Annotated in this window: 16 protein-coding genes; 3 read left to right on the forward strand and 13 right to left on the reverse strand. The window is 37.8% G+C overall.

Translation table 11 applies throughout. The annotated features are described in order from the left end of the window. Positions 1-116: 116 nt before the first annotated feature. The 3 genes from BCR24_RS12325 to BCR24_RS12335 form a co-directional block, all read right to left on the reverse strand. A complete protein-coding gene (locus BCR24_RS12325) occupies positions 117-1,523 on the reverse strand; it encodes an NCS2 family permease (protein ID WP_069640820.1) in 1,407 nt (468 codons plus the stop codon). 242 nt (positions 1,524-1,765) lie between these two features. Continuing rightward, the gene (locus BCR24_RS12330; RefSeq protein WP_069640821.1) at positions 1,766-4,042 is read right to left on the reverse strand and encodes a bifunctional metallophosphatase/5'-nucleotidase; all 2,277 of its coding nucleotides are present in this window, start codon (positions 4,040-4,042) and stop codon (positions 1,766-1,768) included. 68 nt (positions 4,043-4,110) lie between these two features. After that, positions 4,111-4,782, reverse strand: coding sequence for a DUF1361 domain-containing protein (locus BCR24_RS12335; protein WP_379896848.1), 672 nt, complete (start codon positions 4,780-4,782; stop codon positions 4,111-4,113). A gap of 118 nt (positions 4,783-4,900) precedes the next feature. On the opposite strand from BCR24_RS12335, the gene BCR24_RS12340 reads away from it, so the two are divergent. From BCR24_RS12340 to BCR24_RS12350, 3 genes are all read left to right on the forward strand, one after another. Next, positions 4,901-5,713, forward strand: a complete 813-nt coding sequence (locus BCR24_RS12340) for a Cof-type HAD-IIB family hydrolase (RefSeq protein ID WP_069640823.1) — start codon at positions 4,901-4,903, stop codon at positions 5,711-5,713. A gap of 134 nt (positions 5,714-5,847) precedes the next feature. Further along, the gene (locus tag BCR24_RS12345; RefSeq protein WP_069640824.1) at positions 5,848-7,161 is read left to right on the forward strand and encodes a putative DNA modification/repair radical SAM protein; all 1,314 of its coding nucleotides are present in this window, start codon (positions 5,848-5,850) and stop codon (positions 7,159-7,161) included. Continuing rightward, positions 7,151-7,900, forward strand: coding sequence for a TIGR03915 family putative DNA repair protein (locus BCR24_RS12350; protein WP_069640825.1), 750 nt, complete (start codon positions 7,151-7,153; stop codon positions 7,898-7,900). Before BCR24_RS12345 ends, BCR24_RS12350 begins: the two co-directional genes overlap by 11 nt. Positions 7,901-8,014: 114 nt before the next feature. Here BCR24_RS12350 and BCR24_RS12355 read toward each other — a convergent pair whose 3' ends face one another. The 10 genes from BCR24_RS12355 to purC all read right to left on the reverse strand — a co-directional run bounded on the left by BCR24_RS12355 (position 8,015) and on the right by purC (position 18,486). Beyond that, positions 8,015-8,509 carry a type II toxin-antitoxin system Phd/YefM family antitoxin gene (locus BCR24_RS12355; protein WP_069640826.1) on the reverse strand — a complete coding sequence of 165 codons (495 nt, stop codon included), beginning with the start codon at positions 8,507-8,509 and terminating at the stop codon, positions 8,015-8,017. A gap of 134 nt (positions 8,510-8,643) precedes the next feature. Next, on the reverse strand, positions 8,644-9,915 hold the full coding sequence (gene purD / locus BCR24_RS12360) for a phosphoribosylamine--glycine ligase (protein ID WP_069640827.1): 1,272 nt from the start codon (positions 9,913-9,915) through the stop codon (positions 8,644-8,646). 12 nt (positions 9,916-9,927) lie between these two features. Beyond that, positions 9,928-11,469: a bifunctional phosphoribosylaminoimidazolecarboxamide formyltransferase/IMP cyclohydrolase gene (gene purH, locus BCR24_RS12365; RefSeq protein WP_069640828.1), complete on the reverse strand. Its 1,542-nt coding sequence runs from the start codon at positions 11,467-11,469 to the stop codon at positions 9,928-9,930. Next, on the reverse strand, positions 11,466-12,050 hold the full coding sequence (gene purN / locus BCR24_RS12370) for a phosphoribosylglycinamide formyltransferase (protein ID WP_069640829.1): 585 nt from the start codon (positions 12,048-12,050) through the stop codon (positions 11,466-11,468). Before purN ends, purH begins: the two co-directional genes overlap by 4 nt. Positions 12,051-12,052: 2 nt before the next feature. After that, positions 12,053-13,093: a phosphoribosylformylglycinamidine cyclo-ligase gene (gene purM, locus BCR24_RS12375; protein ID WP_069640830.1), complete on the reverse strand. Its 1,041-nt coding sequence runs from the start codon at positions 13,091-13,093 to the stop codon at positions 12,053-12,055. Positions 13,094-13,170: 77 nt separating this feature from the next. Further along, positions 13,171-14,610, reverse strand: a complete 1,440-nt coding sequence (gene purF, locus BCR24_RS12380; protein WP_069640831.1) for an amidophosphoribosyltransferase — start codon at positions 14,608-14,610, stop codon at positions 13,171-13,173. Beyond that, the gene (gene purL / locus BCR24_RS12385; RefSeq protein WP_069640832.1) at positions 14,595-16,817 is read right to left on the reverse strand and encodes a phosphoribosylformylglycinamidine synthase subunit PurL; all 2,223 of its coding nucleotides are present in this window, start codon (positions 16,815-16,817) and stop codon (positions 14,595-14,597) included. Before purL ends, purF begins: the two co-directional genes overlap by 16 nt. After that, positions 16,814-17,497 (reverse strand): phosphoribosylformylglycinamidine synthase subunit PurQ, encoded by a 684-nt coding sequence (gene purQ, locus BCR24_RS12390; RefSeq protein ID WP_069640833.1) that lies wholly within the window; start codon positions 17,495-17,497, stop codon positions 16,814-16,816. The genes purL and purQ overlap by 4 nt, the downstream gene beginning before the upstream one ends. A gap of 1 nt (position 17,498) precedes the next feature. Then, positions 17,499-17,747: a phosphoribosylformylglycinamidine synthase subunit PurS gene (purS, locus tag BCR24_RS12395; protein ID WP_069640879.1), complete on the reverse strand. Its 249-nt coding sequence runs from the start codon at positions 17,745-17,747 to the stop codon at positions 17,499-17,501. Positions 17,748-17,769: 22 nt separating this feature from the next. Beyond that, the gene (gene purC / locus BCR24_RS12400; RefSeq protein WP_069640834.1) at positions 17,770-18,486 is read right to left on the reverse strand and encodes a phosphoribosylaminoimidazolesuccinocarboxamide synthase; all 717 of its coding nucleotides are present in this window, start codon (positions 18,484-18,486) and stop codon (positions 17,770-17,772) included. Between the last annotated feature and the right edge of the window lie 258 nt (positions 18,487-18,744).

The following is an 18,744-nucleotide window of genomic DNA, read 5'->3' on the forward strand; positions in this document are numbered from 1 at the left end:
CACAAATTCTTCACTATTAACTATACTCCAAAATATGCAATCTCTCAAAAAATAATTGTCAAAAATGAAAAAAGCTCAACTATCAATAGATAGTCAAGCTTTAAAATCAAGTCATTTTATAAAATTGCTAAAATAATAAAGTTTAAAATAAACAAAGCATTGACCACCCAGAGAATCGGCGAAACTTCTTTGATTTTCCCTTTTGCAACTTTAACCACTGCGTAAAAAATAAATCCTGCAGCAATTCCGTATGAAATACTATAGCATAATCCCATAAAGATCGATGCAAAAAATGCTGGTACTGCTTCTTCTAGATTAGTCCAGTCAATATCTTTGAACGATGCTAACATCATCACACCAACTAAAATCAGTGCAGGAGCTGTTGCTTGTGCCGGGACAATTGCAATCAGCGGAGACAACAAACTGCTCAATGCGAATAAGGCAGCAACAACAACAGACGTTAAACCAGTCCGACCACCAGCACCAATCCCTGCAGCACTTTCTACATAAGTCGTTGTATTAGATGTTCCAAATACCGCACCGATCGATGTTGCAATCGCATCTGCAAATAATGCCTTATCCATTTTTGTAGAAAAACCTTTACTATCCTCTAAAGCCAATTCATCTTCTTTCGAGAAGATCCCCGTGCGACGGCCAGTACCAATAAATGTACCGATCGTATCAAATGTATCGGATAAACTAAAGGCAATGACTGTCATCAACACCTGAGGGATTTTCGAAGCATCACTAAACAGTGATTGCATACCATCAGCACCAAAAGCGGCACCAAAAGTCGTTCCTAAAGCACCAATAGAGTTTCCTAAAGAATTTTCCTGCCAGTTAATCGATGAAACATTGACCACACCCATTGGGATTGCAATGATTGTCGTTACAACGATACCGATTAGAATCGCTCCGCGAATATTTAAAACGACTAAAATCGTTGTAATCACTAAACCTATCACCGCTAATATAATTTCAGGATTATTAAAATTCCCCAAAGCAGGAACAATACTATCCCCATTAACAGCGCCATTTTTTGGCTCAGCTTGAACTGTAAAATCTAATAATTTTGCATTTTTGATCCCCACATACGCAACAAAAATACCGATACCTCCGCCGATGGCATGCTGCATACTCTCAGGTATTGCATTAATGATCAATTTACGAATTTTTGTAACAGTAATCAAAACATTGATCAAACCACAGATAAAGACCATTGCTAATGCCTGTTGCCATGTATAACCCAAACCAAAAACTACTGTAAAAGTGAAAAAAGCATTTAGTCCCATTCCCGGAGCTTGTGCATAAGGAACATTTGCAAAAAGTCCCATAATCAATGTTCCAATGATCGATGCGATAATCGTTGCTAGAAATACTGCTTGAAAAGGCATTCCTGTTTGAGATAAAATTGATGGATTAACGAATAAAATGTAGCTCATCGCAAAAAATGTGGTTACCCCTGCCATCATTTCAGTTGAGACGTTTGTTTTGTTTTCCTTTAATTTGAAAAACTTTTCCATGAAATTGTTTCGCTCCTCTTTACTAAAATTTCATCAGAATACTAACACGTTCGTTAAAATAATAAGTGCATCTTGCTTTTCCTGATGAATACTTTTAAAGTATAAGTTAGAGTTTAGTCTATTTCAACAAAATATTAACTATAATCACATTAATTGTTTTTAATGTTCGTGTTTGTGTCTGTAGATGTAAAAAAAGCGATACAATCGCCAGTTCTCTCCAACGACTATAACGCTTTTTACTATTATAAAATTTTTCTTTTTATTAGATGAGTCCCACATACTCCCAAAGTCACTATACCACTTAACATAATAGAAGCGGCTTCTTTTTCACCAGTCTTCGGTAATTCTTTTCCAGTGCTCGTTTTGGCAAGCTCTTTAGTGTTCGTTGTCTCTAGAGTCACTTCTCTTTTTGGTAAAATAGCTAATGAGAAAATTGCTTTATTTTGTTCTTCATCTAACACTATTACAGTCAATTTCTTTTTATCTTTGATTTTTAACGAAGTAACGTTGAGCTTGATCCGTCCTTCTGAATCCGCTTGTCCAACTAAATCACCTTCAGGCAGTGCGATGGTTCTAGTTTTTGTCTCTGGAAGTTCGCCAACATAAAGAACGATTTTTGCATTCGGCAACGTCACGCCTCTTAAAAGCTCATCATCTTCGTACAAAGGATCGAAAATCGTTGCTTTCTTGATTCTTTCTTCCGCCTCATTGGGCTCAATAATTGGTGGATCAACTGGATCTGTGGGATCAGCTAATTTTTTTCGATTTTCAATCGATGCTGCAATCAATTCCCCTGTAGCTTCCTGACTTTCAATATATCCAATAAAAGTCTCTGTATCTGGTTGTATCGCATTGACTAACGTTGCTTGTGTAAACCCAGCAAAACCGTCTCCTCCACCATATAAAAAGTCATTGATGACGACCTGATACGCTTGTTCTGCTTGCATTCGTGTACCGTCTTTTTCATACATTTCTTGTACTTTGAACGGTTGTTCCTTGTTATCAGTTGCTACATAGGTATACGTTAAACCAGAAATCTGTAAGAAGTAGCGTTCCTCTTCATCATATTGCTCATTTAAGACTTGTTCAATCTGAGAACCAGTCATTTCAACGACTTGCAGGATATTCCCAAATGGCTGAACAGCTTGAGCAGCGCCCCAAGTAATTGTGCGATCTTCGCCAACCACTAAATCAGCACGAATTCCGCCATTATTAGTCATGGCAAAATCAGCATTGATCCCTTGTGCATGAGCCATTGCAACTTGACTGTCCGTAATCAGATTTCCCAAAGGAGATTCTTTCGATCCATTAACCTCTCGTGTAATTGCAGAAGCTTCTTTCGCCGTTCCAATTTTTTTATTTGTTACCATGGCAACACGTTCTTCCGCATCTTTCACCACAGCATCTACTTTTTTATCTATTTTCGGAGCCGTTTTATTAGCTGGATCAACTGGTAAAACTCTCGCATTCGGTGTCTCTACAAAATCATTAGTCTTTGGATCAAGTGTTCCTTGTAAATCGATATATCCTTTTCCTTGAGAGGTGGACTGGACTACTCTCGTTTTATTGACTACACCGTTTGTATACTGGTGATTATGTCCCGCAAAAAAAGCATCTACACTGTTATCAGGATATAATTTATCGACTTGTTTGATGATTTCAGCTGCTTCACCATCAACCTTATTAGCCTTACTTGTTGCAGGTACATGAGCTAAAACAACAATGGCATTCACGCCAAGCTTCCTTAATTGACTTGAGTAATAAGCAATTGTTTCAGCTTCATCTAAAAAATCATACGCTTCATAATGTTCTTTTAAAACTAGGTTAGGAATTTCAGTTGTTACCACACCAATAAAGCCAACCTTCACCTTATTATTTGCTGTCCCTACCTCTTTGATCGCATATGGTTTCCACCCAAAAGGAATTTCTTCTGTTCCTTTTTTAACAACATTGCCAATCACGATCTGGGTTTTGGATGCTTCTCTTGGATACGCTGTCAGAATACCATACGGATCATTTTGCGGATTTTCTCCAAGCATAATTCGATTAAACTCTTGTAAACCTTCATCAAATTCATGATTACCTAATGTTCCTATGGAAAAATCCATTTGGTTCAATACCTTTATCGTTGGCTCATCTTGAAGCAGACCTGAACTTGCAGGACTTGCACCAACCATATCTCCTGCTTGCACGCGTATAGTTTGTCCCCCAGTATTTGCTATAGAAAATTGTTCCTGTGCATGATTCAAATAGGCAGCTAGTAACGGAGCGGTTCCTGTGTTTACCGTTTTTTTACCTTCATCGTCAAAAAACGAACCTGATGTATTCAAAGCACCATGAAAATCATTGATACCCAAAATTTGAAAGGGAATTTCTTCAGTTTGCGTCGGTTGTTGTTGCATCGATGTATTTGTTCCATTTTCTGTTTGGGCAACAGCAACTTCAGCCCCAACTGTAGTACTGCTAACGATACCAATCATCAATAAACTAGTTAATAAAGAGCTTTGCCACTTTTTCATGTATGTAACTCCTCTTCAATTATTTCCAAATATACTTAGTTAAAGAGTAACAATTTCCAAACACACTGTCAATATAGCTTTTCACCGTCTACTTCTGAGTCTAACGCTCTTACTCCAATAATAGAAGCGAATAAAATAAGCTGCAATCCTGTCAATAAAATAATGAATAACCCTTTATCCACCGACCACTGAAGAAAAATAATTTGGATTGTTTGAATAGGTTTCGTCAATAAATGGACACTGTGCAAACGATCAAAACGTCCAACAAATATAGCCAAGCTAGATAATGCATTAATAACTATGACAAAAATAACACCGTGCCATCGGCTTTTAAATAGCCCTCTGCGATAACATTCCTTTATTATTGTAATCAATGTCGCCATACCTAAATAACCGTACACACAAATTCCGATAGTCAGCAAACTGAAAGATAACCACGCCGACAATGATTGCCCGAACAACTGATTCATCCCATGGTAAATAGGTAATTGTTCTAAATGAAAAAAATCAGTAAATAAGTATGGTGCATTGGGATAAAATAATAGCCAGAACATTCCTAACAGAAAAAAGAGTTGCTTGGTCGCTTTTTTAAAATGAAAGCTTAGCTCTAATGGAATATAGGCTAACAAAACATTCAGCGCCATAAAATGATACACCTTAGCAAAGAACAGCATATACAAGCAGTAGAACACCGTCCCTATTCTTACTAACCAACGATATCTTTGATTCAAATGATTCACCGTCCTTTTTTATCTAGTGTATCATATAGACATTATTTTCAAAAATTTTCTTGAAAACTTGTCATTCTGCTATTTTGTGCTAGACTAAGTGAAAGAAAACTTTCCGGGAGGAACGACTTTGAAAAAATTAATTGCAATCGATTTAGATGGTACAACGTTAAATGGACAGTCACTGATTAGTGACACGACTGAACAAGCCTTAAAAAACGCAATGCAACACGGGCACTATGTCAGCATTGTTACTGGTCGCCCTTATCGAATGAGCGGTCAATTCTATCGTCAACTGGGGTTATCAACTCCGATGGTCAATTTCAACGGTGCTCTTGTTCATATGCCAGAAAAACAATGGTCTGACGAAAAAGAAACTGGAATCCAAAGAGATTTAGTTTTTGATATTTTAGCTCAAAAGAAAGCCTTAAATCTTGATTTTGTAGCGGCAGAAAATAAAGAAACATTTTATATTGATAGCTTAGATTACTTTGATTCAGGTTTCTTCGCCTCAGAAGCAACGCCTAGTAACCTTTTGACAACCAAAAATTTACTGACAGATCCAACTTCAATGATGGTTCGGACTTCCAAAGAGCAAGCAGAGCATGTTTCTGACTCTTTAATGAAACAATATGGTGATTATGTAGATGTTCGAACTTGGGGTGGACCCACACCGATTTTAGAGATCGTTTCAAAAGGCATCCAAAAAGCGAAAGGGGTCGAACAAGTCGCAAATTACTTAAACGTGAAACGTTCTGACATCATCGCATTTGGTGATGAACACAACGATGAAGAAATGCTCGATTACGTTGGTTGGGGTGTTGCAATGAAAAATGCAACAGATAAGATCAAATCTGTAGCCAATGATGTTACGGATAAAACGAATGATGAAGATGGTTTAGCTGATTATCTTGAACGATATCTAGACTTAAAAAAACAATAAAAAACGTGAGTGGAATGAAACTGATTTTTTAGTTTTATTCCACTCATATTTTTTATTTTCAGTTTTGACAAAATCAATACTTCTTGCTAAAATAAGAACATATGTTCCGTGAATTTTAGAGATGAGGGCTTGTAATGGATTTATCTAAAAAAATAGAAATTCTTGCTGAATCAGCAAAATACGACGTATCTTGTTCCAGTAGCGGGGTTACTGATAACTCGCGAAAAGGAACTGTAGGTAGTACTGCAACAGCTGGAATTTGTCATTCTTTCACGAGCGATGGCCGGTGCGTCTCGCTTTTAAAACTACTTTTTACAAATGCTTGTATTTTTGATTGTCATTATTGTATCAACAGAAAATCTAATACGATCCCTCGGGCCACCTTCACGCCAAAAGAAGTGGCTGATTTAACGATGGACTTTTACATGAGAAATTATATTGAGGGGCTTTTTCTAAGTTCGGCTATTATAAAAAATGTCGATTATACGAGTGAATTATTGATTAAAACATTGAAGATCTTACGCTACGAAAAAGGATTTAAAGGGTATATCCACGTGAAGGCCATTCCAGGTGCAGATGAAAAATTAATTGAAGAATTAGGCTTTTTAGCTGATCGTATGAGTGTGAATGTCGAATTGCCTTCAAAAGAAAGCCTGAAATTATTAGCACCTGACAAAGATCCTTTTGCTTTATATAAACCTATGAAACAAATCACGCATAAGAAGAAAGAACTTGTCCAAGTACCCGCTTTAAAAAAACAGTCCCCATTTGTTCCTGCTGGTCAATCGACACAAATGATTATCGGTGCTTCTCCCGAAAGCGATCATGCAATTGTTAAGATTGCCGAAAATTTATATAAAAAATATGAATTAAAAAGAGTCTATTATTCTGCATATATCCCTGTAAATCAAGATTCTTTACTACCAGCGATTACAACTGACCCCCCCTTATTAAGAGAGCATCGATTGTACCAAGCAGATTGGCTGTTACGCTTTTATCGATTTTCTGCCGATGAAATTTTATCCGAAGATAAACCGAATTTTAATTTATACTTAGACCCTAAAGCCAACTGGGCAGTCCAAAACTATGAGCAGTTTCCAATCGATGTACAATCGGCTTCTTATGAGCGTTTGCTAAGAATCCCTGGAATCGGACCAAAAAGTGCACAAAATATTTTAAAAGCTAGAAAGTATTATCAATTACATTTATCAGATTTAAAAAAATTAGGCGTTGTTATCAAGCGAGCGCAATATTTTATCAGTTGCAATGGTGTTCGCCAACCTGGATTGAACGACGATCCTGAATGGATCATTTCTTCTTTGATTTCTTCTCGCCAATACGAAACATTAAAAAAGAGCAACAGTCAATCACAGCAAGAACAATTATCCCTGTTTGATGTCGAACGTTTTGAGACAACCAAACGAAAGGAATCCCGTTATGCACATTGAAGAAACCACAGAAACTTGGGAATATGATGGTAGTTTTTATGGTTTTTTAACGATTATTTATCATGCCTTTAAAAAACGAGTATTTCCTGAAATCATTGTAACGTCAGATAATGCGATCGAAAATTTATTTGCTAGTCATTGGATCGCAACAGACGAAGTACTGGCTCAAAGAATTCAAGCTCGCCTGACCGAACGATTACGAAAAGAAAATTGGCAATTTATTATTGATGGTTTTTATTGTTCATTGAGAGATAAAGAACGCTGTTTGCTAGACGCTGTTAAAATCAGCTTGACAACTGATAGTTTATTGACTAATCACTTAGGACACCCGTCCATTTTAGCTCTTCAAAATGCTTTAAACGCTTTATTTAGTGAAGTCCATGCATTAACTGGTTTTATTCGATTTGAGTATGTAGGTGATTCACTTTACAGTACTATTGCTCCTAAACACTTTTCATTACCGTACCTTTGTCCCCATTTTGCCAAAAGGTACCCCAAAGAGACACTTATAATTTATGATGAAACACACCGCTTACTGGGAATTATCGAAAATGGACAAATTAAATTTATTGAAAATAGTGCGCCACCAACATTTGATTCCAACGAAACTGAACAAGGGATTCAAGAAAACTGGCGTTTCTTTCTTAAAGCCGTTACGATTGAAGAAAGAAAAAATGAACGAGCTCAACTTTCTCATTTACCAAAACGCTATCGTGGCCATATGGTTGATTTCCAATAGCTTGTTCTACATATTTGAAAATAAAAGGAAAACGTACAAACAGTGGGAGCAGAAGCAATCGCTTCTGTCCCACCTTGGTTTTTTCTGATTCATTTGTACAATCTGAATATTTGATTAATCCACTCTAAGATGAATTTTTTTCACAATTAATTTATCTGATAAATGAGATTGATTACTTTGTTCCCCAATCACTTCAGCTAAAATGCTTGTACGATCTTCTTTTTTCTGAAAATGATAGTCAATTTTACCAGTTTCATTTAATTCATTCATCATTTCACTATAATCTTCTATTTCAATTTTCTTCGTAATAAATCCTAATGAGACCAAATGGTCATCTAAAATTTTAGTTGATGTTAAGGAGCCAAAAGCAATTTTTTGGCGAATTGCTTGATTCAATTCTGCCACTTTTACGTCCTGTCCTTGCTCTTGCGTTTTTTGCTTAATTAGCGCTTCATATTGTTCAGCCGTTAACATCACTCCGGCGATTTTTTTTCTATTGTAAATGTAAACACCTGTATTTTTCTCTTTTGCTGTTTCAAAAATGCTCATTGGTGATTGTTTTACATCTGTAATAGAAACTGATACATGTTTATTTAGTTTATCTTCCATTAGTCAACTTCCCTTCAAACTGATTATATCACACAGCTCAGCGGTGTGAAGGGGCTTTTAAGAAAACAAATCAAAAAGATCGAGTCTAAAACAACGTATAGACAACTAAAAGAGGAGGAAAAATCCCTCTTCTTTTAGTTGAACGTCACACCCTTAAAACCAATATCTCTACGGTAAAAAGTTCCTTCTGTATTGACCATATTTAGAATGCCATAAACAGCATTCTGTGCTGCTTTCAAGGTTTCCCCGCTAGCTTCTATAAGATAGATACGACCACCATCTGAAATTAATTGTCCAGCTTGCTCTTTTACACTTGCATAGTAAACTTGTCCTGTTTGTATCCGCGAAAAATCTGGAATTGGATAGTTTAATTCACTATTGCTTGGATAACCTTTCGCTGCAACAACTACTCCTAAGCTATAGCCATCTTTTTTCCACAGAACTGTTGGTTGTGTCCCTGTTAGTAAATCATCAATAATTTGAGCAAAATCACTTTCTAAACGTTGCAAGACAACCTGAGTTTCTGGATCCCCGAATCGTGCATTAAATTCAATTACTTTAGGTCCTGTTTCTGTGGCAATCACCCCAGCATACAAAATCCCTGTGAACGGTCTGCCTTCATCCAATAGTCCTTGGGCAGCTGGTTTGATGATCGTCTCTATTGCTTCTTTGACGATTGCATCAGAAATTTGCGGAACTGGGGCATATGCGCCCATACCACCTGTGTTCGGACCTGTATCTCCTTCATATGCACGTTTATGGTCTTGTGAAATCACCATAGGAAAAACTTCATGATCACGAACAAACGCTAGTAACGAAAACTCTTCTCCGGAAAGGAATTCTTCCACCACGACTTTCGCACCGCTCAAGCCAAATTTATTTTCTTCCAGCATTGCTTTTAAAGCTTCTATTGCTTGTGCCTCACTATCTGCTACTACAACACCTTTTCCAGCCGCTAAACCATCTGCCTTAATCACAATAGGTGCACCTTTTTCTAATACATATGTTTTTGCCAATTCAAAATCAGCAAAGGTTTGATAATCGGCTGTTGGTATTTGATATTTATCCATAATTTTTTTTGCAAAATTTTTAGAACCTTCAATAAGTGCCGCAGCTTTAGTAGGACCAAACACTAGTAAACCCGCAGCGGTAAAATCATCAACTAAACCATTCAATAAAGGGACTTCTGGTCCAACGAAAGTCCAACTCACCTTCTTTTTCTTGGCAAATTGGATCAATTGTACATGATCATCTTCCGCAATATCGACTAATTGAATACCATCATTTATCATTCCAGCATTTCCCTTAGCACAATAAACTGTTGTAACTCTAGGACTTTGAATCAATTTTTGAGCAATCACATGTTCTCTGCCGCCACTTCCAATCACTAAAATAGTTAATCCCATCTGCTTCTCCTTTTAATGTCTAAAATGTCTATTATCAGTAAACACCATCGCAATACCATACTTGTCTGCCATGTCGATTGATTCTTGGTCTTTGATACTACCACCCGGCTGAATAATTGCTTTGATTCCCTGTTTGCCAGCATACTCTATGCTATCAGACATTGGGAAAAATGCATCACTCGCTAAAACAGCTTCCTCCACTTTTTCTCCTGCTTGTTTGATGGCTATTTGGACAGAACCAACGCGATTCATTTGGCCTGCACCAATCCCAAGCGTTTGCTGACTGTTGGCAACAACGATTGCATTGCTTTTAACATGTTTGACCGTTTTCCATGCAAATTCCAGCGCTGTTCGTTCAGCACTTGTTGGGTTTCTTTTCGTTACAACTTGCCATTTTTCGACATCTTCTTTCATAATATCTTGATCTTGGATTAGTAGTCCACCCAAGACTGAAACTTTTTCATCTTCTATCGCTTGAGATTTCTTAGAAAAATCAAGCGTCAACAATCGTAGATTTTTTTTACTACTTAAAATTGTAAGTGCTTCATCCGAGAAACTTGGGGCAATAATAATTTCTAGAAACAATTGGTGCAACTTTTCAGCTACTTTTAGATCAACTTCACGGTTTAAAACAACGATCCCTCCGAAAATTGAGAGTGGATCTGCTTGATAAGCATATTGATACGCTTTATCAAGCGTCTCACCAATTCCCACTCCACAAGGATTCATATGTTTAACAGCTACTACTGCAGGTTGGTCAAACTCCCTAGAGATACGAATAGCTGCATCTGCATCTTTGATGTTATTATAAGATAATTCTTTCCCATGCAATTGTTTCGCACTGGCAATCGAAAATGAAAGTGGCAGAGCATTTTGATAAAATGCCGCTTTTTGATGGCTATTTTCCCCATAACGCAAGCTCTGTTTTAAATCATATGTCAAAGTTAGTGTTTCTGGTTCTTTTTCTCCTACTGCTTCAGTTAAATATTCTGCAATCAAAGCATCATAAGCAGCTGTATGTCGAAAGACTTTTGCAGCCAACCTCTGTCTTGTAAGAAGGGTTGTTTCTCCTGCGCTGGCTAGTTCCGATAATACCTCATCATAATCATTTGGATCAACGACGACTGTGACAGATTGGTAATTTTTAGCGGCACTGCGTAACATACTTGGACCACCAATATCAATGTTTTCAATTGCTTCTTCTCGGGTGACATGCTCTTTTAAGATTGTTTTCTTAAACGGATAGAGATTGACACAAACAAAATCAATCGGCTGAATGTTATGTCTTTCCATAGCCTCCATATGCTCACTCAAATCACGACGACCAAGTAAACCACCATGAATCTTTGGATGTAAGGTTTTAACACGACCGTCCATCATTTCTGGAAAATCAGTCACTTCTTCAATCGAAATTGTTTGAATACCTGCTTGTTCAAGCATCGCTTTTGTACCACCTGTTGAAATAATTTCGATTCCCTGTTTCGCCAAGCCTTTGACAAAATCTGCTACGCCTGTTTTATCTGACACACTGATTAATGCTCTTTTTTTTATCATTCAGATTTCTCTCCCTGTTTTGTTTGAATAAGCTGTGCTAGGACACTCGGATATAGCCTGTGCTCTACATTATGAATTTTTCTTTCTAAAGAATCAAGAGTGTCAGTTGGTTCAATCAAGATTTTTTCTTGTGCTAAGATCGGACCTGTATCAACACCATCATCCACATAATGAATCGTCACACCTGTTTCAGAAACATTACTACAAAAAGCATCTTTGATCCCATGAAGACCAGGAAAACGAGGTAATAGTGAAGGGTGTATATTGATCAAGCGATTTGAAAAAGTTTCTAACAAAGTTGGGCCAATGATCCTCATGTAACCTGCTAAAACAACTAAATCGATTTGCTCTTCTTCAAGTAAATGAAGGATTTCAGCTTCATATAGTGCTTTTGATTCAAAATCGTTTGGTGAAAATGAAATAACTGGAATCAATAATTCTCTAGCTCTCTGAATCACATAAGCATCTTTTTTATCACAAAATAATAACGTAATTTCAGCAGCAATCAAGCCAGCTCTTGACGCTTCAACAATTGCTTGAAAGTTGCTGCCATTTCCTGAAGCAAATATTGCTAACTTCATTTTTACACCTCTTTAAACACAATCGATTGTTTCGATTTAGCCGTTATCTTGCCGAGAATATAACTTGGTTCATCGCATTTAGTTAACATCATTTGAACGGCATCAATTTTTTCTGGGGAAATAGCTAAAACCATGCCTATTCCCATATTGAAAATCTCATACATTTCCATAGCTGGAATTTCTCCGTATGTTTCCAATGCAGTAAAAATCGGCAACTGCGGCCAACTTCCTAATTTCACTTCTGCCGACAAATGATCTGGAAGCATTCTTGGAATATTTTCTATAAAACCGCCTCCTGTAATATGGGCGATTCCATTCACTAGTTCCTGTTTGATCAGTGGGAGTAATGATTTTACATAAATTTTAGTTGGGATCAGTAATTCCTCTCCTAATACTTTCCCCATGAGTTCTGGTAGTGCGCTCTCTCCAGTCAATCGATGGCTTTCAAAGAAAATTTTACGTACAAGTGAATAACCGTTTGAATGAAGCCCACTTGAAGGTAATCCTAGAAGAACGTCTCCTTCTTGAATCTTGTTTCCCGTGATTAATTGACTTTTTTCAGCAACCCCTACAGCAAAACCAGCTAAATCATAATGATCATCCTGATACATCCCTGGCATTTCAGCTGTTTCACCGCCAATCAGCGCTGCACCTGCTTGGATGCATCCTTCAGAAATGCCTGCAACCACAGATTCCAAACGCTCTGGTACATTTTTTCCTGTCGCAATATAATCTAAAAAATAGAGCGGTTCCGCGCCCTGAGCAACGATGTCATTTACACACATCGCCACACAATCGATCCCAATCGTCTCATGTTTATTTTCTTGGATCGCAATCATTAATTTGGTTCCCACACCATCTGTTCCTGAAATCAATACGGGCTCCTTCACATCCACCACACTTAAATCAAAACAACCGCCAAAACCGCCAAGCGCGCCCATCATACCCGCACGTTCCGTTCGTTCGACATGTTTTTTGATTCTTTCCACCACTTCATAACCAGCTTGTACATCAACTCCAGCTTTTGCATAGGCATTTGCCATCATAGTTCCTCCTTATTTAGAAAACTGAGCAGGCTCGTTTTATCTTGATAAAGATTAGTTTTCTATCGTTTTTCTGACTAGACAAAACTGATCTTCTCTTTCAAAGATGCTTGGTATTTCTCCTCATAATCATATAATGGCGTTGGATAGTCTCCATTGAAATAAGCCATACACAGTCCTGAATAAGGCGCATCATAGTTCAATCCAATCGCCTCAATCAAGCCTTGTTCACTTAAAAAATTTAATGAATCAGCAGTAATCAACTTCTTGATTTCAGCTACCGAGTGATTAGCTGCAATCAATTCTTTTCTTGTCTGGATGTCAATACCATAAAAACAGGGAAACCTCAACGGCGGAGACGCAATTCGTACATGAACTTCTTTTGCTCCTGCATCTTTAAGTAACTGCACAATACGACGGCTTGTCGTGCCACGAACAATTGAATCATCTACCATGATCACTCTTTTACCTTCTACTACACCACGAACTGCAGATAGTTTCATCCTAACGCCTTGTTCTCTCAACTCCTGAGTAGGTTGGATAAAGGTGCGTGCAATGTATTGATTTTTCACTAAGCCCATCTCATAAGGAATACCGCTTGCCTCAGCGTAACCACTCGCAGCTGATAATGATGAGTTCGGTACTCCAACCACCATATCGGCTTCGATCGGTGCTTCTTTAGCCAAGCGTTTCCCCATATTTTTACGTGCTGTATGCACATTCATTCCGGCAATATTTGAATCTGGTCTAGCAAAATAAATATATTCCATTGAGCAAATCGCATACTGAGTATCATCTGTGTATTTCTCTATTTTATAACCCGTATCGTCGATAATGACCACTTCACCTGGTCCAACATCACAGACAAAGGCTGCCCCGCTAACTTCTAATGCACAAGTCTCACTAGCAATCACGTACGCTCCATTCTTCATTTGTCCGAGAGATAACGGTCGAAAAGCATTAGGATCAAGCGCTGCGATCATAGCTGTTTCAGTCATCAGCAGGTAGGCAAAACCGCCTTTAACCGTTCGTAAACTTTCCTTTAGTTGTTCAATAAATGTTATTTGTTTGCTACGACGAATGAGATGCATCAAAATTTCGGTATCTGAGTTAGAATGAAAAATCGCACCTTCTTGTTCTAATTCTTTACGAAGGCTTTTCGCATTGGTCAGATTACCATTATGAGCTAAACCACATGCACCATCATAAAATTTAAACAAAAATGGTTGAATATTATCCACGCTTCCATTTCCAGAAGTTGCATATCGAACATGACCAATTGCAGAATTTCCGCTTAACGAAGCGAATGAACGATCATCTTTAAAAACATCTGAAAGCAATCCTAGCCCTCGATAGCCATTCAATTTCCCTTCATTATTAGAAACAATTCCCGCACCTTCTTGGCCTCGATGCTGTAAACTATGCAAACCAAAGTATGTCACCCGTGCGGCATCTGGATGTCCCCAAATGCCAAAAATTCCGCATTCTTCATTTAAACTTTTCATTTCATAAGACATGGAATTGCTTCCTCCCATAGTTCTTTGGCCTTTTGCGTCATGATACTGATTTTTTGATCATTTGTTTGAATTTCAATTACGCCTGTATCTGTTACTTTTCCAAGGAACTGTGCATTTCTTTGACTCATTTCTTCAAACAACGCTTGATTATCCGGCCTGATCGATACAATAAATCTTGACTGCGTTTCAGAAAATAGTAGTGCTGTTGGCGTATCTACAGCAACATCCATACCAAATTCATTTTTAAAGGCCGATTCAACTAATGCGATTGCTAAACCGCCTTCTGAACAATCATGGGCACTTTCAATCACTCCAGCTTTGATTGCCGTTAATACAAACTGCTGAATATCTTTTTCAATCGATAAGTCAAAATCCATCAATTTACCTTCTATAAAACCCAACATCATTTTTTGTAGCTCACTGCCATTGAAATCGGCTTTTGTCTCACCTATCAGATAGATCAAATCACCTGCATGTTTAAATTCTTGCGTTGTTATATGTGATAAATCTGTGATCAAACCAACCATGCCAATTACTGGTGTTGGGTAAATAGCCTTACCATTGGTCTCATTGTATAAAGAAACATTTCCTGAAATTACTGGTGTTTCCAATACTTCACAAGCCTTAGCAATGCCATCAGCTGAAGTCCAAAGCTCCCAGAAACCTTCTGGCTTATCCGGTGATCCATAATTTAGACAGTCTGTGATAGCTAGGGGTTGTCCACCGCTAGCTACAATATTTCTTGCGGCTTCCGCCACAGCAATTTGCCCGCCGATTTCTGGATTTAAATAAAGGTATCTAGCATTACAATCCGTTGTCATCGCAAGCGCCTTTTTCGTTCCACGTACGCGTAAAACAGCTGCATCACTCCCTGGTAATACAACAGTATTGGTGCGTACTTGGGCATCGTAGGTTTCGTAGATCATTTTTTTAGACGCGATTGTCGGCTGCTGTAATAAACGTAATAATGTTTCTGTACCATTGAGAATGTTTGGATGAAAATCAGCCTGTTTCTCAAATTTTTCAATTCTTGCTGGTACTTTTCGCTCCTTATTGTACACAGGGGCATCCTCTGCTAATGCATCGACTGGTAAATTTGCGACTTCAACACCGTTATGATTTAAGCGATATAATCCATCATCTGTAACGATGCCAATTGAGACAGCATCTAATTCATATTTTTTAAAAAGCGCAACGACTTCTGCTTCATGTCCTTTTTCTACACAAATCAACATCCGTTCTTGTGATTCTGATAACATCATTTCATAAGGCGTCATTCCTGTTTCACGCTGAGGCACATTATCCAACTCTAAAATCAAACCAGAACCTGCTTTAGAAGCCATTTCCGCACTTGATGAGACTAATCCTGCAGCACCCATATCTTGAATGCCCACCAAAATATCCGCATGCTCTAAGATCAACTCTAAGCATGCTTCAAGCAATAGTTTTTCCATAAACGGATCACCGACTTGAACGGCCGAGCGCTGTTGTTCTTCGCCTGCTACAAATTCCTCTGAAGCGAATGTTGCGCCATGAATGCCGTCGCGTCCTGTTTTCGCACCAACATACATAACCACATTTCCAACTCCTTTGGCTTGGCCTTTTTGGATGTCTTTATGAGCGATCAACCCGACACACATTGCATTTACCAAAGGATTATCTTCATAGCATGGATCAAAAGCTATTTCACCGCCCACTGTGGGAATGCCAATACAATTGCCATACCCACTGATCCCTGCTACAATTTCTTCTAAAAGATAGTTGGTTCGCTGGTTGGTTAGCTCCCCAAAACGTAGCGAATCTAAAATGGCAATCGGTCTAGCGCCCATACTAAAGATATCTCTGATGATGCCGCCAACACCCGTTGCTGCTCCTTCATACGGTTCAACAGCTGAAGGATGATTATGACTTTCCGCTTTGAAAACAACTGCTTGACCATCGCCAATATCTACAATTCCAGCACCTTCGCCAGGTCCTTGTATGACTTGAGGACCTGATGTAGGAAATTTTCTTAACACGGGCTTTGAGTTTTTATAGGAACAGTGTTCACTCCACATGACAGAAAAGAGTCCTGTTTCCGTATAATTTGGCATACGTTTTAAAATATCTTGTTCAATCATTCGATATTCTTCATCGGTCAATCCCCATTCAGCATAAATGCGTTGTTCTTTAATTTCTTGTGGTGTTGGCTCTTTTCCTTTCATCATGCATCTGCCCTACTCTTTCCATAATTTTTTACAATTGATTTGAAAAAGCGTAGCCCGTCATCCGATCCTAACAAACGTTCGACTGCGCGCTCTGGATGCGGCATCATCCCTAAAACATTCCCTTTTTCATTAATGATGCCTGCGATATTTGCAAGACTGCCATTAGGATTTTCATCCGCATAAGTAAAAACGATTTGCTGATTCTCTTTTAATTGCTTCAAAGTTGCGTCATCACAATAATAATTCCCTTCTCCATGAGACACAGGGAGTTCAATCACTTCATTTTCTTGGTATTCTGAGGTAAAGTTTGTTTGATTATTTGCGACTTTTAGACGCGTTGTCTTACAAACAAAATGAAGCGATTCATTGCGAAGTAAAGCTCCAGGTAAAAGTCCTGCTTCTGTCAATATTTGAAAGCCATTACAGGTACCAAAAATTGGTTTTCCTTCATCTGCTAAACGGATCACTTCACTAATGACTTTTGAGAATCGAGCAATCGCACCACATCTAAGATAATCTCCATACGAAAATCCACCTGGAATCAGCACGCCATCAAATCCAGCCAAGCTGTCTGCATCATGACGAACATATTCAGCATCTTCACCTAAAATATCCTTGACCGCCCATAGTAGATCCATGTCACAATTTGATCCTGGGAAAACGAGTACTGCAAATCTCATCTTATCTTTCCTCCTGGATTTCATATCGATAGGTTTCCATATTGACATTGGCCAACAACTTATCACAAATGGCTTCAATGACGCCTTTAATCGGTTGATCTGTTTTCATTACCTTCATTTCAAAATACTTACCAATCCGAACAGCATCAATCTCATCAAATCCTAGTCGATGAATAGCTCCTTTGACTGCTTCACCCTGTGGATCTAGTACTGAATCTTTGTACGTAACATAAATTTTCACATCATACATCATCGTCGATTCTCCTTTATTTTTAATCAAACCTTTTGTTTAAACGATTAAGAACTTCTTGATAGACTGGAACAAGATCTCCTAAATTTCTGCGATAAACGTCTTTGTCTAGATGTTCATCTGTTTGTTTATCCCACAAACGACAAGTATCAGGTGTAATTTCATCTGCCAATAAAACTGTCCCATCTGCTCGTCTGCCAAACTCTATTTTAAAGTCCACCAACCGGATATCAATTGCTTCAAACAAAATGCTCAGTGCTTTATTTATCTTATAAGCTTCATTTTTTATTCTCTCAATTTCTTGATTCGATGCAAGGTTCAAAATTTTAACGTGGTCGTCATTGATAAATGGGTCATCTAAATCATCATCTTTGTAATAAAATTCTAAGACTGGAAATTCAAGAGGCTTACCTTCTGGTATTGCCAAACGTTTCGCAAAGCTGCCTGCGGAAATATTTCGAATTACCACTTCTAAAGGAATTATTTCTAGTTTCTCCACTAATTGTTCGCATTTTGATATTTTCTTAATAAAATGATTTTGAAGATTTGCTCGCTTTAGCTGTTCGAAAATGAGAGCGGTAATTTCATTATTCAAACTGGCTTTTCCATCCATAGCATCTTTTCTAGCGCCATTCAAAGCCGTTGCTTGATTTAGATATTCTACCCATAAAATCTGTGGATCATCTGTTTCAAACAATCGTTTCGCTTTCCCTTCGTATAACAAAGACTTTGGTTTCACGGTACACAACGCTCCTTACGTACATTTTTTAAAATAAAACTAAAATAGTTCGTATTTAACTTGTTTACAGTTTAACAAGAGTTAAACTATCAGTCAACTTTTCGTTAACATTAATTTGCATAAAAATAAAGAACGTTCGTATTTAGACCTTTTTTGGAAATCAGCTAACGAATGTGGAAAACAGAAAAAGCTTGTAAGCATTTACAACTATCAAGAAAAATGATATGCTAAACAAAAATAGATTAAAAAAACTATTTT

Source organism: Enterococcus ureilyticus, from assembly GCF_001730315.1.
In the GTDB taxonomy this organism is placed as follows: domain Bacteria; phylum Bacillota; class Bacilli; order Lactobacillales; family Enterococcaceae; genus Enterococcus_L; species Enterococcus_L ureilyticus.

What these genes read in the sequence shown, in the direction of transcription:
- BCR24_RS12345 (WP_069640824.1), top strand. Translation starts at nt 5,848, where the DNA reads ATGGATTTATCTAAAAAAATAGAAATTCTTGCTGAATCAGCAAAATAC.
- BCR24_RS12325 (WP_069640820.1), bottom strand. Translation starts at nt 1,523, where the DNA reads ATGGAAAAGTTTTTCAAATTAAAGGAAAACAAAACAAACGTCTCAACT.
- BCR24_RS12355 (WP_069640826.1), bottom strand. Translation starts at nt 8,509, where the DNA reads ATGGAAGATAAACTAAATAAACATGTATCAGTTTCTATTACAGATGTA.
- purD (WP_069640827.1), bottom strand. Translation starts at nt 9,915, where the DNA reads ATGGGATTAACTATTTTAGTGATTGGAAGTGGCGGCAGAGAACATGTG.
- purQ (WP_069640833.1), bottom strand. Translation starts at nt 17,497, where the DNA reads ATGAGATTTGCAGTACTCGTTTTCCCAGGATCAAATTGTGACATGGAT.
- purS (WP_069640879.1), bottom strand. Translation starts at nt 17,747, where the DNA reads ATGTATGATGTGAAAATTTATGTTACGTACAAAGATTCAGTACTAGAT.
- purN (WP_069640829.1), bottom strand. Translation starts at nt 12,050, where the DNA reads ATGAAGTTAGCAATATTTGCTTCAGGAAATGGCAGCAACTTTCAAGCA.
- purF (WP_069640831.1), bottom strand. Translation starts at nt 14,610, where the DNA reads ATGTCTTATGAAATGAAAAGTTTAAATGAAGAATGCGGAATTTTTGGC.
- purL (WP_069640832.1), bottom strand. Translation starts at nt 16,817, where the DNA reads ATGATGAAAGGAAAAGAGCCAACACCACAAGAAATTAAAGAACAACGC.
- purM (WP_069640830.1), bottom strand. Translation starts at nt 13,093, where the DNA reads ATGGCAAATGCCTATGCAAAAGCTGGAGTTGATGTACAAGCTGGTTAT.
- BCR24_RS12350 (WP_069640825.1), top strand. Translation starts at nt 7,151, where the DNA reads ATGCACATTGAAGAAACCACAGAAACTTGGGAATATGATGGTAGTTTT.
- BCR24_RS12330 (WP_069640821.1), bottom strand. Translation starts at nt 4,042, where the DNA reads ATGAAAAAGTGGCAAAGCTCTTTATTAACTAGTTTATTGATGATTGGT.
- purH (WP_069640828.1), bottom strand. Translation starts at nt 11,469, where the DNA reads ATGATAAAAAAAAGAGCATTAATCAGTGTGTCAGATAAAACAGGCGTA.